The organism is Pandoraea aquatica, from assembly GCF_902459565.1.
Lineage (GTDB): Bacteria > Pseudomonadota > Gammaproteobacteria > Burkholderiales > Burkholderiaceae > Pandoraea > Pandoraea aquatica.
The window spans coordinates 111,437-126,364 of sequence record NZ_CABPSN010000001.1; the positions used below are offsets into that span (position 1 = coordinate 111,437).

Annotated in this window: 12 protein-coding genes; 5 read left to right on the forward strand and 7 right to left on the reverse strand. The window is 64.1% G+C overall.

The genetic code is table 11. From position 1 onward, the window contains the following. Positions 1 to 2: 2 nt before the first annotated feature. On the reverse strand, positions 3 to 626 hold the full coding sequence (locus PAQ31011_RS00410; protein WP_150573977.1) for a LysE family translocator: 624 nt from the start codon (positions 624 to 626) through the stop codon (positions 3 to 5). Positions 627 to 741: 115 nt separating this feature from the next. Between PAQ31011_RS00410 and PAQ31011_RS00415 the strand changes: the two genes are divergently transcribed. Continuing rightward, the gene (locus PAQ31011_RS00415; protein WP_150573978.1) at positions 742 to 1,194 is read left to right on the forward strand and encodes an Lrp/AsnC family transcriptional regulator; all 453 of its coding nucleotides are present in this window, start codon (positions 742 to 744) and stop codon (positions 1,192 to 1,194) included. A 36-nt stretch (positions 1,195 to 1,230) separates the two neighbouring features. Here the strand turns inward: PAQ31011_RS00415 and acuI are convergent, their stop codons facing one another. The 4 genes from acuI to PAQ31011_RS00435 form a co-directional block, all read right to left on the reverse strand. Next, positions 1,231 to 2,217: an acrylyl-CoA reductase (NADPH) gene (gene acuI / locus PAQ31011_RS00420; protein ID WP_150573979.1), complete on the reverse strand. Its 987-nt coding sequence runs from the start codon at positions 2,215 to 2,217 to the stop codon at positions 1,231 to 1,233. A gap of 105 nt (positions 2,218 to 2,322) precedes the next feature. After that, a complete protein-coding gene (locus PAQ31011_RS00425; RefSeq protein ID WP_150573980.1) occupies positions 2,323 to 3,435 on the reverse strand; it encodes an NAD(P)H-dependent flavin oxidoreductase in 1,113 nt (370 codons plus the stop codon). 14 nt (positions 3,436 to 3,449) lie between these two features. Then, positions 3,450 to 4,583 (reverse strand): NAD(P)H-dependent flavin oxidoreductase, encoded by a 1,134-nt coding sequence (locus tag PAQ31011_RS00430; protein ID WP_150573981.1) that lies wholly within the window; start codon positions 4,581 to 4,583, stop codon positions 3,450 to 3,452. Positions 4,584 to 4,781: 198 nt separating this feature from the next. Then, complete coding sequence (locus PAQ31011_RS00435; RefSeq protein ID WP_150573982.1) at positions 4,782 to 5,894, reverse strand: site-specific integrase; 1,113 nt, start codon at positions 5,892 to 5,894, stop codon at positions 4,782 to 4,784. A 149-nt stretch (positions 5,895 to 6,043) separates the two neighbouring features. Here PAQ31011_RS00435 and PAQ31011_RS00440 point away from each other — a divergent pair, with 149 nt between their 5' ends. Then, positions 6,044 to 7,075 (forward strand): DNA-binding protein, encoded by a 1,032-nt coding sequence (locus PAQ31011_RS00440; RefSeq protein ID WP_150573983.1) that lies wholly within the window; start codon positions 6,044 to 6,046, stop codon positions 7,073 to 7,075. 64 nt (positions 7,076 to 7,139) lie between these two features. Here the strand turns inward: PAQ31011_RS00440 and PAQ31011_RS00445 are convergent, their stop codons facing one another. Then, complete coding sequence (locus PAQ31011_RS00445; RefSeq protein ID WP_150573984.1) at positions 7,140 to 8,693, reverse strand: efflux transporter outer membrane subunit; 1,554 nt, start codon at positions 8,691 to 8,693, stop codon at positions 7,140 to 7,142. 141 nt (positions 8,694 to 8,834) lie between these two features. On the opposite strand from PAQ31011_RS00445, the gene PAQ31011_RS00450 reads away from it, so the two are divergent. The 3 genes from PAQ31011_RS00450 (at position 8,835) to PAQ31011_RS00460 (ending at position 12,475) form a co-directional block, all read left to right on the forward strand. Continuing rightward, on the forward strand, positions 8,835 to 9,980 hold the full coding sequence (locus PAQ31011_RS00450; protein WP_150573985.1) for an HlyD family secretion protein: 1,146 nt from the start codon (positions 8,835 to 8,837) through the stop codon (positions 9,978 to 9,980). 146 nt (positions 9,981 to 10,126) lie between these two features. Continuing rightward, positions 10,127 to 11,671 (forward strand): DHA2 family efflux MFS transporter permease subunit, encoded by a 1,545-nt coding sequence (locus PAQ31011_RS00455; protein WP_150574817.1) that lies wholly within the window; start codon positions 10,127 to 10,129, stop codon positions 11,669 to 11,671. Between the two features lie 243 nt (positions 11,672 to 11,914). Continuing rightward, positions 11,915 to 12,475 carry a winged helix-turn-helix transcriptional regulator gene (locus tag PAQ31011_RS00460; RefSeq protein ID WP_150573986.1) on the forward strand — a complete coding sequence of 187 codons (561 nt, stop codon included), beginning with the start codon at positions 11,915 to 11,917 and terminating at the stop codon, positions 12,473 to 12,475. Between the two features lie 49 nt (positions 12,476 to 12,524). On the opposite strand, the gene PAQ31011_RS00465 is transcribed toward PAQ31011_RS00460, so the two are convergent. Next, a complete protein-coding gene (locus PAQ31011_RS00465; protein ID WP_150573987.1) occupies positions 12,525 to 14,645 on the reverse strand; it encodes a putative bifunctional diguanylate cyclase/phosphodiesterase in 2,121 nt (706 codons plus the stop codon). Positions 14,646 to 14,928: the final 283 nt, after the last annotated feature.

Genomic DNA, 14,928 nt, shown 5'->3' on the forward strand with positions numbered 1-14,928 from the left:
CGTCATATCTGGACGGGCACTTGCTCTGCGATGAGGACGAGCGCGACGGCGATCATGGCGATGCCGGACAGGCGGCTCATGGTTCGCGCGAATGCAGGCCGGGATCGGAGCACCAGCTTTGCGCCGAGCGCCACCACGGAATAGACGACCAGACAGTTCAGCATGTGGACGATGCCCAACTCCGCAATTTGCCCTTCGATCGGCAACGTACCGCTTTGGCTCGTGAACTGAGGCAGCAAGGCGAGGAATAGCAGCAGCGCCTTGGGATTCAGACCGCTGACCGCCAGCCCTTGCGTGACCCAGCGCGCTGGCGTCGACTGAACCTGCGTGGCATTCACGTCAGGTGCCGACGGGCGGACGATGGCGTTCGCACCGAGCCAGATCAGATAGGCGGCACCGACATAGGTGAGAACGGTCAGCACCATCGGCACCTGCGCGACCAACGCGCCCACACCACCGGCGACGACCAACGTGATGACGACATAGCCGAGCAGCAACCCTGCGATGGCCGGCACGATGGCGCGTTGCCGCATGCCTGCGGAAATGGCGTAAGCCCAGTCGGCACCGGGCACGACTACCAGCGATAGCGATACCAGCCAGAAGGCGGTCAGGGCACTCGTTGCCATAATGAAATCCCGTCCAGGAATATTGAAATGCGGACTAGGAATGGTACGAGGATGCCGCCCGAAGGTGCTCCCTATTGTTCCTCCAAAAGCGGCGATTCCGGGTAGAATCTCCCGCATGGACGACATCGACAGAAAGATTCTTGCCGAGCTTCAGAAGAATGGACGACTTTCTATCACGGAGGTCGCCGAGCGCATTGGCATCAGTCTGTCGCCGTGCCATCGCCGGATCCGTGCGCTGGAAGAGGATGGAGTGATCTCGGGATATCGGGCCACGATTGCGCCGACAGCGGTCGGGCTGACGTTCTCGGCCATCGTCTTCACAACGCTTCGCGAGAGTACCCACGCCACGCTCGCCGCGTTCGAGGCGGCGGTGCTGGCGTTGCCGGAAGTGGTGAGTGCCGAGCGGCTGTTTGGCGAGCCCGATTACATGCTGCACATCGTTACGCGCGATCTGGCGTCGTTTCAGCAGCTCTACGACCGTCATCTCGCGTCGTTGCCCGGCGTGCTGAAGATGACGTCGACGCTCGTCATGAAAAGCCTTTGCCAGAATCGCCCGCTTCCCCTTTGAAGTGACGGGCGCGATGCGGCAAAGGCCGGACAAGAATCAACGATTCACATTCACGACCACGCGTCCGTGGATTTCGCCTTTGACGATGCGTTGACCGATGCCAATGGCGTCTGCGAGACCGACGTCGTGAGAAATGCCGCCGAGCTTTTGCGGTTCGAGATCGCGCGCAAGCCGTTGCCACGCTTCCTCGCGCAACTCGCGCGGCGCCATCACGCTGTCGATGCCGTGCAACGTCACACCGCGCAGAATGAACGGTGCCATGTTCGCCGGAAAGTCCATGCCTTGCGCGAGACCGCATGCCGTCGCCACACCGCCGTAACGCAACTGCGCGATGGCATTGACCAGCGTGTGCGAGCCGACGGAATCGACGACCGCCGCCCAACGTTCCTTCTGCATGGGCTTACCCGGGTCGGACAACAGACGGCGGTCGATGACCTCCGATGCGCCGAGCGCCTGCAAATACTCCGTCTCATGCAACTTGCCGGTGGACGCCACGACGCGATAGCCGAGCGAGCTGAGTAGCGCGATGGCTACCGACCCGACACCGCCCGAAGCGCCTGTCACGAGCACATCGCCGTGATGCGGCAGCACGCCGCTACGCTCCAGCGCCATCACCGAGAGCATGGCGGTATAGCCCGCCGTGCCGATGATCATGGCGTCGCGCGGCGTGAAGCGTTCGGGGAGTCGCACAAGCCAGTCGCCGCGCAGCCGCGCCTTTTGCGCGAGGCATCCCCAGTGCGTTTCGCCGACACCGTAGCCGTTGAGCACCACGCGATCGCCCTTGCGCCACGCGGGGTGCGACGATTCGAGCACGGTGCCGGCCCCATCGATGCCAGCGACCATCGGCCACGCGCGTACGACGGGCGCTTTGCCGGTGATCGCGAGGCCGTCCTTGTAATTGATGGTCGAGTAATCGACGGCGACGAGTACGTCACCGTCCGCAGGCAGTGCATCGTCTTGCAGTTCGGTCACCTGAGCGTGGGTGACACCGTCCGACTGCGTCAACAGGATTGCATTGAACATGCCTTGAAGTCTCCGAAGCGGGTGGGCTGGTGGGCTGTTGGGCTTTAGGCAGGCGGTAGCGACGGCCTTCGCGGGATGCGGGACAACCGTCGCTACGAAGTGGCTTCAGCCGGAGATGGCTGCCGTGATAGCGTCGCGTGTTTCCCGCGAGAGAACGTCGATCAGTTCCGCTGCGGGAAGTGCGCGCGCGAGCGGTGCCGCCTGACCGGCCCATTGTGCCGCATAGCCGCTTTCCTTGTGCGCCTTTGCGGCAGCGTTGAGCGTCTTGCCCGCGTCGTAGGTGATGGGATAGTCGGGAATCGCGGGGCGGTCGTCCACTTGCTCCAATGCCCAGAAACGATTGGCAAATCCGCGCGCCGGACGTCCCGAGATGGCGCGGATAAGCGCCGTGCGTGGTGGATGCCCGCTGAGTAGCGCGTCACGATAAGCCGCGTCGGCACCGGACTCCGGGCAGGTAATGAAGGCCGTGCCCATTTGTGCCGCTTGTGCGCCGAGGGCAAGCACGGCGGCGATGCCTGCACCGTCCATGATGCCGCCCGTCGCAATGACCGGCAGTGAGGTGCGTGCGACCAGTCGCCGGACCAGCGCGAAGGTGCCGAGTTGCTCGTCTTCACTGAGCTGACGGTCGCCTTCATCGTTGAAGCGTCCGCGATGACCGCCGGCTTCCCAGCCTTGCGCCACGATGGCGTCGATGCCAGCCGCTTCGATGGCGTCGGCCTCCGCTTCATTCGTGGCCGACGCGAACAGCACGATGCCTGCGGCTTTCAATGCGTCGATCCACGCCTGCGACGGCAAGCCGAAATGAAAGCTCACCACCGCCGGACGTTCTTCGAGAAACATCTCGTACATCGCAACGTCTTCGACAAAGCTCAGATAGATCTCGCGCAGGGCTTCCGGCGGCTTCGCGTCGTAGCGCGCGAATTCCGGTGCGAGATAGGCGAGCCATGCGGTTTCCCGAGCGGCGTCAGTATGCGCGGGCGCATGGGCGAAGACATTGACATTGAACGGCCGGGCGGTCAGGGCACGTGTTTGACGGATCACTTCGCGCGCGGCTTTGGCATCCATATTGCCGACGGCGAGCGAGCCGAGCCCGCCCGCGTCGGAGACAGCGGCAGCCAGCGCTGGCGTCGAAGCCACGGCCATCGGCGCCTGGATGATCGGCGTCGACATGCCGAGACGTTGGGTGATGCGGGCGGATGAGGGCACTGTTGTCGTCATGAGGTGGTCCCGACTCAGAAACTGGCCGCGAGTTCGCGCAGTGCGTCGAACGTCTCATGCACTTCCGCACGCAGCACCCCCACGAGTTCGGCGGCAGGCATGGCCCGCGCGAGCGGTGCCGCCTGACCGGCCCATTGCGCAGCGTAGTCGCTGTTGCCCTTGGCCTTGGCGGCGGCGTTGATCGCTTTGCCTGCGTCGTACGTCACAGGATAGGCCGGTAAATCGGGGCGCTCGGCGGTTTGCTCAAGGGCATACAACCGGTTGACGAAGCCACGAGCGGGGCGTCCGGAGATCGCGCGAATGAGGGCGGTGCGCGGCGGGTTCGGGCCGGTGAGTCGTTCGCGGTAGGCGGCGTCGGCCGACGATTCCGGGCACGCGACGAAGGCCGTGCCGAGTTGCGCGGCCTGTGCGCCGAGCGCGAGCACAGCAGCGATGCCCGCGCCGTCCATGATGCCGCCGGCGGCGATCACGGGAACGGACGTGTGCGTCACGATCAAGCGTACGAGGGCGAGCGTGCCGAGCTGCTCATCGTCGGTCGGCACGCGGTCGCCGAGATCTTCGAAGCGTCCGCGATGACCACCGGCCTCGTAACCCTGCGCGACGATGGCGTCTACACCGGCTGCTTCGATGGCGCGCGCCTCGGTGAGGTTCGTCGCTGTGGCGAACAGCGTGATGCCGGCGGCGTGAAATGCGTCGATCTTCTCTTGCGACGGCAAACCGAAATGGAAGCTGACGACGGCCGGGCGCTCTTCGAGCAGCATTGCGTACATCGCGTCGTCGGCAACAAAGCTCTTGTAAATCTCGGTGAGCGTGGCCGGCGGCGTGGCGTCAAAGCGTGCAAATTCCGGGGCTAGATAAGCCAGCCAGGCGGCGTCGCGCGAAGCGTCGAGTTTGGCCGGTGCGTGACAAAACAGGTTGACGTTGAACGGCTTGCGCGTGAGGGCGCGCGTGTCGTGAATGGCCTTGCGGGCGGTTTCCGCATTACCCGCCGCCACGCCGATGGAGCCGAGTCCGCCTGCGTTGGAGACGGCGGCGGCAAGCGCCGGCGTGGACGTGCCAGCCATCGGCGCCTGAATGATCGGCGTGATCAGGCCGAGTCGCTCGATCAGGGCGCGATTGCGGGATTGGGAAGCAAGGGAGCTAGGCATGACGATCTGCACCTAAGAGTGTTCGATTTGGGGGGGAACAGCGGCAGTCACAGCAGGCGGTATGTTCACTATGGCATACGCCCAACGCGACAAAAGATACCACTTAAATGCATCTTTATGCCAGCGACCCTTGGCGCTGATAGGGCTTCTCGCGGTCAAGTACGCTTGTGCGGCAATAGCTGAGCAATGCTCACGTACTCACTCTTTTTCCGGGTCGTCGTTACCCATCAGATCGGAGGCGCGCGAGCGTTGCATGTCTGCTCGACGGAAATACCCGACGACGGTGGCCACACTCGTGTGTCCGGTCATCGACATCGTCTCCGCCAAGGGGACTTGCTGAAGTGCCGCCTCGGTCACAAAGCCAGCACGCAACGAGTGGGCGGAGAAATCGCCGTCGAGACCCGCCAATGCGCACCGGTCGCGCACGATGTCGCGCACTGCGGCTTCCGATAGCGCTTCGCCGACATGGCCTCCGCGCCGCACACGCCGGAAGATTGGACCCGCTTCGATGCCGGACGCCGCCAGCCAGTCCGTGAGCGCGGCGGCGGCGGCACCTGTGACAGGCTTTTCATTCTCCGGGCGGTCCGCACCCTGCTGGTTCGTCTTCGACCAGCCCAGCGTGTAGACGTAGTGCTCCGGTCCACTGCGTCGCACGTTCTCACACGTTGCCCGAACGACTTCGGAGCGTCGACGTCCGCCGCTGGCCCAAGCGAAGAGCAGCAATGCGCGGTCGCGCTTGCCGCGTAACGAGTCGTCGCAGGTGGCCAGCAGCGCGCGCAGCGGCTCGCGGGTGAGGGCATCTTTCTTGATGGTCCGCACGCCGCGTTTCGCATAGGCGCGACGCGTTTTCGCGAGCAGCTCGCGCACCGCCGGTTCGGCACAGGGGTTAGGTAGTTCGCGCGACGTATGCAGCTTGGCGATGACGCTCATCCGGTGGAGCAGCGTCGCGAGCGCGGGCGGACCGACGCGCGCTTTGAGCCCTTGCGCGACCAGCGCCGAATCGAGCGCGTCGGGCATCTCCGTCGTCAGTCCATGCTTGCCTTGACGTTGGGCGTGATCGACGACGAACTGCACGATCGCTGCGACCGATAGCGGCGGGACAAGCGGCGCGCCGTAGCGCAACCGGTACCAGCCCATCCAGTAGCGCATGGCCGACTGATAGCTCTGACGCGTATTCGCGGAGTCGCCTTCACGAACGAGCGCCTGCGCGGCTTCCCGGGCGTCCGCGTCCAGCTTTGCGGGGTCTAGCGGCGCAGGGAGGTGTGCTGCATCCGCGATTTTCACGATATCGCCAGCGTTGCTTTTGCGCATTGAATCGCCTCAAAACGTAATTTTCCCACTAAACATATGAATTAATATGTAATATGTAGTAAATATAACGTATGTGTTAAATAAGTATCGATAATCTTCCATTATCGTGACTTATTTGGCAATGCCGTCGATTTCAAGGAGTGCTCGCGATGACTGCGTCCCAACCCCCCAAATCCGCCACGCTCGCGCCGTCGCCCCGACAGGGCGGTCGCGGTATTTCGGAGCGCGACGTGTGGACGGCCGCCGATACGTTATTGATGTCGGGGCAGCGTCCGACGATTGAGCGGATTCGCCAGCAATTGGGGCGCGGATCGCCGAACACCGTGAGTCCGTATCTGGATGCGTGGTTTGCGGGTTTGGGTGCGCGTCTGAGCGGTGCGGGCAGTGGTGTGCCGGGCTTGCCGGATGGCGTGGACATGCCGGAGCCGGTGGCCCGGGCCGCATTGGATTTGTGGACGTTGGTGATACACGAAGCCCGTACGGCGCTGGCCGAGGAAGCTGCCGTGCAACGTGCCGCGCTCGAAGCGCGGGAAGCTGAGTTGGCGGCAGATCGGGAAGCGTTGGAACAAGCCCGCGCTGTGCTGCATGAGCGGATTGCTTCGGCGGAGACGGCGGCGGCGGATGCGCGTCAGGCGCGAGATGAGGCACAGGCGCAGGCGCGTCGCGCCGAGGCGCTGCTTATCGATGCGCAGGCGGATGCTGTCGCGTCACGTCAGTCGCTTGCCTCAGCGCGCGACGCCGCGCAAGCGATGCAGGAGGCGCATGCCTCGCATCGGTCCGACTGGGACGTTGAGCGTACAAAGCTCGCGGAGCGTGCCGATGCCAACGAGCGTCGACTGATGCTTGAACTGGACGCGGCGCGCGAATCCATCAAGTCGTTGCAGCAAGAGCGCAAACAGGCACAACGTCAATTGCAGGACACCGAGGTCAGTCTCAACGCGATGACCGAAGCACAACACGAAATGCGTTCGGCCAAAGCGCTACAGGACGCCGTCATCGCGCGACTGCGCGAGCAGGTCAGCACGCAGGAAGCGTTGGCCTCGACCTATCAGTCGATGTTGGCGGCACCGCTGGCGTCGGGTCCGATGGCCGGGCGTGGCATGACGCAGGGCGTCAAGCGGCGCCTTAGCAGTGCCGTCGCGCCGACGGCTTCAGTGTTGCGTCGAGCGCGACGTCCTTAATGGTTCTGAGGGTTCTGAAGGTTCTGAACAAATTCGGTCGGCGACCTTGGTGTAGTGCCGACCTTCACTTCGCCTGCGCCAGCGTCGGCGCATCCGCCTCCCATCCACCGCCTAGCGCACGGAACGTCGCCACGGCCGCTCGCGCGTTGTCTGCTTGTGCGCGGGCATCGGCGTCGCGCACCGTCAACAACTGGCGGTCGGCGTCGAGCACTTCGTAAAGACTGACGGTCCCGCCGGTGTATGCCTCCTGCGCGCTGTCGCGAGCGCGTGTCTGCGCGTCGACTGCGCTGGCCAAATCCTTGCGCTGCTGCTCCAGTTCGACCAAAGTGACGATGGCGTTCTCGACGTCCTCCGTGGCGTGCAACATCGACAGCCGGTACTCCGCCAACGCCTGCGCGTTCGCGCCGCGCGCCTGAGCGACTTCGGCGTCGATCCGTCCGAAATCGAACAGACGCCAGCGCAGGCCCAGTGCGGCCAGCGGCTGGAACGTCGCAACGCTCGGCACACGTCCGCCGGCGAGCGTATCGAATCCCAGAACGCCGGACAGCGACAGCTTGGGGTAATACTCCGCAAGCGATGCGCCGATCCGTTCGTTCGACGCGGCCAGTTTGCGTTCTGCTGCGATGACGTCCGGTCGGCGGCGCAGCAAGTCGGCGGGGGCGCTGGCGTCACCAATCGCGGGAATTGTCAGCGCACGTGCCTTCAGGTCGTCATCCTGCGTCGCTACGCTCATGCGTCTCGCATACGTTCCCGGCGCGGCACCCATCAGCACATCGAGCCGGTTGAGTTGTGTCTCGCGCTCGATGCGTAGCGGCGGCAGCGTTGTGCGCGCCTGCGCCAACAACGCTTCCGATTGGGCCAGTTCGCGCGCCGTCGCCAATCCATCCTTCAGTCGCAATCGGACGATCTCCATCAACCGGGCATCGGTGTCGATCTGGTCCTGCGCAATGGCCAGTCGTCGCTGAGCAGCTCTGACGCGGAAGTAGGCGTCGGCGGCTTCGGCCACGATGCTCACGCGCACACCGTCGCGCTGCGCCTCGGCGGCTTGCGCCAACGCACCTGCGGCCTGCGCCGAGCGTTGCAGTCCGCCAAACAGATCCAGCTCCCAGCTCGCACCCGCGCCAATGTCGTAGATCGTCATGTTGCGGTTGTAGCCGGGGAGGTTGCGCGCCACCACGCCGAGCGGGCTTTCCAGCGACTGATGCTCGCGCGTGACGCTTCCGTCCAGCGTGAGCGAGGGCAGCCGTTGCGCCCCGGCCGCGCGTGCCTGCGCCCGGGCCTGTTCTACGCGTGCCATCGCGGCCTGCAAGTCGAGGTTCTGGGCGAGCGCCTGCTCGACGATCCCCGTGAGCACCGGGTCATGAAAGTTCGTCCACCAGCGATCCAGTGCCACACCCTTTTCGGACGGCAGGCCCGTCGCCCCATGGTCCGCATCGCGTTGCGTCAGGGCGGCGCTGCCCTGGAAATGCGCCGGCAAATCGGCCTTCGGTGCGACGTAATCGGGGCCGACGGCGCACCCGGCCAACGCGCTGGCTAATGCGCTGACAGACAGTGCCAGCAAGGCATTGCGCAGAATCGACGGGGTAACGCCAGAGGCCTTCAGCAAGGATGCATTCATGGAATTTAACGAGTTACTTGCAAGATGATAGTTGCAACTCTATACTCACTTCCATTATGAAAGCAACCCCCGGTTGCGATTTCCTGTTCTCCGTTTCATCACTGCCTAATCACCGCCTTAAGCGCAAAGAAGGATCGACCCATGACATCCCCGAGCACTCCCGCCCAACCCGCCAGCCAACCGGGCGGTTCCTCCGAGAAGCGCACGTTCCCGCGTCGCCTCGCCATGCGTGGAGCGATTGTGGTCGCAGCGATTGCTGTGCTCGGTTACGGGACTTACTGGTGGACGACGGCGCGTTATCTGGAATCGACGGACGATGCCTATGTCGGTGGCGACGTCACCGTGCTCGGCCCCAAGGTGCCGGGGTACATCGCAGAAGTGCTGGTGACGGATAACCAGACGGTGCATGCGGGCGACGTGCTGGTGCGACTGGACGATCGCGATTACCGCGCCGCTTTGGCGAAGGCTGAAGGGGCAGTCGCAGCGCAGCAGGCGCTGATGGCGAATCTCGACGCGACAGCGAAGTTGCAGGCGGCGGTCATTGCGCAGGCGCGTGCCAGTGTGGTGGCCGTGAGCGCCGACGCGCGTCGCGCACATGACGATCAGGTGCGTTATCAGGATCTCGTCGCCAAGGCGGCGGTGTCGGTCCAGAGCGCGCAGAAGGCGGATGCCGATTACAAGCAGATCGCCGCGAATCGCGAGCGGGCGGAGGCGGGCGCTGTGGCGGCAGAGCGTCAACTGGACGTGATCGCCACGCAAAAGCAGCAGGCGCAGGCGGCGCTGGCACAGGCCGTTGCCGAGCGCGACATCGCCAAACTCAACGTCGAGTACACGGTCTTGCGTGCGCCGGTCGACGGCACCGTCGGGAACCGCCGGGCGCGTCCGGGGGCTTACGCGCAGGCGGGCACACAACTGCTGGCCGTTGTGCCGGCGCACGGTCTTTGGGTCGATGCGAACTTCAAGGAGGGGCAGGTGGCACATCTGCGCCCTGGCATGCCGGTGAAGATCGAGGCGGACGTGTTGCCCGGTCGTGTCTTCCATGGTCGCGTGGCGAGCCTCGCGCCTGCGACGGGCGCGCAATTCAGCGTATTGCCGCCGGAGAACGCGACGGGCAACTTCACGAAGATCGTGCAGCGTGTGCCGGTGCGCGTGCAGCTTGACGATGCGGATGGGCGTCTGGGGACACTGCGCCCCGGGCTGTCGGTGACGGCCGAGGTGGATGCGCGGGGTGACGGCGGCGGCGACAAATCGTCGGCCCCGGCACCCGCCAAGGTGGCGGCACGATGAGCGCCGCGAACTCAGGCGCGGCACAGCCGCTGCCTGCCGGTGGTGATGGCGGCGGCGGGCGAGGCGACGGGCACTCTGCGAACGACGAACGCCCCCGGCTAGCGCCTGCCCCGGCACCGGCGGGTGGCGGTTTCTCGGTCGACGCCATGTCGACGCCCGCAAAGATCATCGCGTTCGGCACGATGGTCGTCGGCATGTTCATCGCGCTGCTCGACATCCAGATCGTGTCGGCCTCGTTGCGCGATATTGGCGGCGGTCTCTCGGCGGGGGCAGACGAAACGGCCTGGGTGCAGACCAGTTACCTGATTGCCGAGATCATCGTGATCCCGCTGTCGGGCTGGTTGTCGCGCGTGATGTCGACGCGCTGGATCTTCGCGGCTTCGGCGGCGGGCTTCACCTTGGCGAGCCTGCTGTGCGGCGCGGCGTGGAACATTCAGAGCATGATCGCGTTCCGCGCGCTGCAAGGGTTTCTCGGTGGTTCGATGATTCCGCTGGTCTTCACTACGGCGTTTGCGTTCTTCAGCGGGCCCCAGCGCGTGGTGGCCGCGGCCGTGATTGGCGGTCTTTCGTCACTGGCACCGACACTCGGGCCGACCATCGGTGGCTGGATCACCGACAACTACTCCTGGCACTGGCTGTTTTTCATCAACATCGTGCCGGGCATCTTTGTGACGGTGATGGTGCCGTTGATGGTGCGCATCGATCGTCCCGACTTCTCGCTGCTGCGCGGTGCCGACTATCTCGGCATGGTCCTGATGGCTGTCAGCCTTGGATGTCTCGAATACACATTGGAAGAGGGGCCGCGCTGGGACTGGTTCGGTGACGACACCATCCGTGCGACGGCATGGCTTGCCGGGCTGTGTGGCGTAGCGTTCATCTGGCGCAGTCTGGTGTATTCGCAACCGATTGTGGACTTGAGGGCGCTCAAAGAACGGAACTTCGCGCTTGGGTGCTTCTTCTCGTTTGCAACGGGCATCGGCATTTTCGCGACGATTTACCTCACGCCGCTGTTCCTCGGGCGGGTGCGTGGATTTTCTGCGTTCGAGATCGGGATGGCCGTGTTCTCGACGGGTGTTTTCCAGTTGTTGTCGATTCCTGTCTACGCGATGTTGGCCAACCGGATCGATTTGCGCGTACTGATGATGCTCGGGATCGGCGGCTTTGCGTTGTCGATGTGGCAGTTCGCGCCGATCACCCACGATTGGGGTTCGTTGCAACTGATGCTGCCGCAGGCGCTGCGTGGGGCGTCGCAACAGTTCGCAGTGGCACCGATTGTCACCCTGACGCTGGGCAGCCTTCCGCCTGCGCGATTGCGACTGGCGTCCGGGCTATTCAATCTGATGCGCAACCTCGGTGGGGCGATCGGGATTGCCGTTTGCACAACCGTCCTCAACGACCGGACGACTCTGCACTTCTTCCGGCTCGCCGAGCGCATGGGCGAGGGCAATCCGGCGGTCGGTCAGTGGCTGGCGAGCGTGGGTGCCCGGTTGGGGGCGGCGGGGCTGGATGTGGTCGACGCGCAGACGGCGGCGCTTCGGCAACTGTGGCTGCTGACGTTGCGTGAAGCGCAGACGATTACGTTCGGCGACATCTTCGGCGGGTTAGGGATGATCTTCCTGGGGGTCACGCTGATGGTGCCGCTCATGCGTCGGGTTGCACCGCCCAAAGCGCCAAGCGCAGATGCGCATTGAGGGTGCGGCGACGACGCTCTGAGGATATCGGCAGGAGATTTCACTTCAAACTATTTACGTCGAAAATCATTTGTAAGTTATTGATTTTCAATGATGGGCAGGGGCGGTGCCTCATTGTTAAAGTGAAATGTAAAGTTCTCGAGACACGGGCGGCTTGCCCGCCGGTGTCGACGCGCTTATGCTCACTTGCATGGTAATAGGCAGCGCTGTCGTCATCGGTGGCGCTGAACAGGAGGAATCCTTATGCAACGAAAGACATTTCGCGATATGCAGTGCCCCATTGCCCGCAGCCTTGAGCGCGTGGGCGAATGGTGGAGCATTCTGATCTTGCGCGAGGCCGGCTACGGCACCACGCGCTTCGACGATTTTCAGCGTCGTCTGGATATCGCACCGAACATGCTGACCCGACGTCTGAATGCGTTGGTGGAAGAAGGCTTGCTGGCGCGGCGTCAGTACTGCGACCGTCCGCCTCGCTTCGAATACGTGCTTACCGACGCCGGTCGGGATTTCCGTCCGGTACTGTGGGCATTACTCGCGTGGGGTAACCGGCACTTTGCGCCGGAAGGGATCTCGGCGCAGCTGGTGGACCGGGAGACGGGGCAAGTGGTCGAGCCGGTCGTGGTCGATGCGGTGACGGGGGTGCCTTTGGACCCGAAGCGTCACGTGCCGACAGCAGGTCCGGCGGCGTCCGACGGCATGCGTACGCGTCTGGCGCGAGCCGCTGCGTTTGCGACGGGGCAGCCTGTGGCGGAGGTGGACGGAAAAGCAGAGGTCAGTTCTGAGGAAGCGACGGCTGATCGTTGATTTTGTTTGCTATTTCGGCACGCGTTATTGTCTGCCCCGTGACGGCCGTTCAGGCCATCACGGGCGCGCCGGGGATGCCCGGCAGCGTCGAGAGCAGGCGCGCGAAGGCGTCGCCAGTCAGCGGTTTGCCCAGCAGGAAACCTTGCAGTTCGTCGCAATCGAGTGTTTTGAGCGCTTCGCGTTGCGAAGCCGTCTCGACGCCTTCTGCCACCACATCCATATCGAGCGAGTGGGCCAGCGCGATGATCGCCGACACCACGGCACTGCCTTCCCGTCCGCAAGTGTCCAGCCCGTTGGTGAAAAAGCGATCCATCTTCAACTGCTTGACGCGGAAGCGTTGCAAGTACGCCAGACTCGAATAGCCCGTACCAAAGTCGTCGATCGCCACCTCGAAGCCGTGATCCTGGAAGGCGCGGATCACGTCGATCGTGTGCTGTGCATCGAACATCGCGACCGTCTCCGTAATCTCGAACATCAGCCGCGTGCAGGCGATACCTGCGTCGTGCACGATTTCCACGATGTTCTCGACCAACTGCGACTGCGCCATCTGGCGCGGCGACAGGTTGATCGCCACCTTCACCGGCGGCAACCCGGCCGCATCCCACTCCTTGATGTGCTGGCAGGTGGCACGCACCACCCAGTAACCGATCTGCACGATCTGTCCCGTGCGCTCGGCCACCGGGATGAAGTCGGCCGGCTGTAATTCGCCGAAGGTCGGGTGCGTCAGGCGCAGCAGGGCCTCGGCCCCCGCCAGCGCTTCCGTGTCGCCACGATACTTCGGCTGGAAATGCAGCGAGAAGTACTGCTCGCTCTCGGCGTCGTGCAGCGCTTGCTGAATCTCCCAGGTGCGCTGGGCCGCCGCGTTCATGCGTGGCTCGAAGTACCGGAAGATGCCCCGTCCCGCGCGCTTGGCTTCGTACATGGCGGTGTCGGCATGCTTGAGCAGCAGGTCGATGCTGTCGCCGTCGTCGGGGAAGAGCGCCACACCAATGCTGGGCATGACGTGCAGCGACTGGGAGCCGACCTTCAGGCCGTCGCGCATGTCGTCAAGTAGGCGCTGCGCCACGCGTCCCGCCACTTCCGGGGACGACAGCGAACCGAGCAGCACCACAAACTCGTCGCCGCCGAGCCGTGCCACCACGTCGTCGCCGTTCACGTTCTTGCGCAGTCGCTTGGCGAAGGCGCGCAGCACGTCGTCACCCACGTTGTGGCCCAGCGAGTCGTTGATGGTCTTGAAGCCGTCCAGATCCATGAACAGCACCGCAAACCGGCGCTGGTCGCGACGCGAGTTGATCAGCATGCGCGCGGCGGCGTCATGCAGCGCGCGGCGGTTGGGCAGATCCGTCAGCGCGTCGTACGTCGCCATGCGGGCGATCTGGGTGTTCAGTTGCAGGACGGAATTGGCCAGGAAGCTCGTGCGGGCATCCAGACGGGAGACGAGCAGGGTGGTCACCAGAATCAGGAAGGTGAACAGGCTCACGGTCGTGACCATCCACGGCGAACTCACGCCGTTGGCCGCGCCGCAGACGGCACCCGCGGCGAACGTGGCGGCCGACATGCCCGTGTAGTGCATCGCCGTGATGGCGAGCCCCATGACGACGGCGGCACCCACGCGCTTGGCCATCACATAGCGCAGGCTGCCGTCGCGTAGTGTCCGGGCGATCCACAGCGCCGCCGTGGCGGCCGCAATGGCAATGGTGATCGACGCGGCGAAGAGCAGCGGATCGTAGCTGATGTCCGGGTCCATCTTCATGGCAGCCATGCCGGAGTAGTGCATGGCGGCGATGCCGATGCCCAGCGTGACGCCCGCGCATCCGAGACGCCACCGGGTGAAGCGTTCGCTGGCGACGAGCCAGAGCGCCGCCCATGAAATGGCAATCGCAATGCCGAGCGACGCGGCCGTGATGGCCGGGTCGTAGCCGAGCGGCAGGGTGGCCTTCGAGTCGAGCGGTGACCACGAAGGCGACAGCGACAGGGCGAGCATGCCGATGAAGTGCATCGACCAGATGCCGATGCCCATGGCGGTCGCGCCCACGGCAAGCCACGCGTGACGCATGCCACGGTGGGTCAGAAGATAAATGCGACCTGAAAGGTCGAGCGCCGTGAACGACGCCAGTACTGCCACTGCGAGCGATAGCGCAACAAGCCAACCACTGTACGAACTGGACATATGAAAACCGACCGAAAAGTCCCGCTTAACTGGTTATCGGCACGCAGCGCCAATAGTTGAGGATTGCAGTGGAATATTTCCGAGAATCCGGGAGCCGGCGACTGTTCACACCCGCGCGCGCATGTTTGCGCGCCTGCTGTGTCGATGCTCGACAGTGCCGATGCCATAGTGAATAATCCGTGCATACCCGCCCGCGCGGGGCGAAATACAGCAGCCCTAGATTTTGCCTGATTTCCTTGGGATTTCCTCTCACTGAGTGCAATCTTGGTGGCCAATGTGCCCG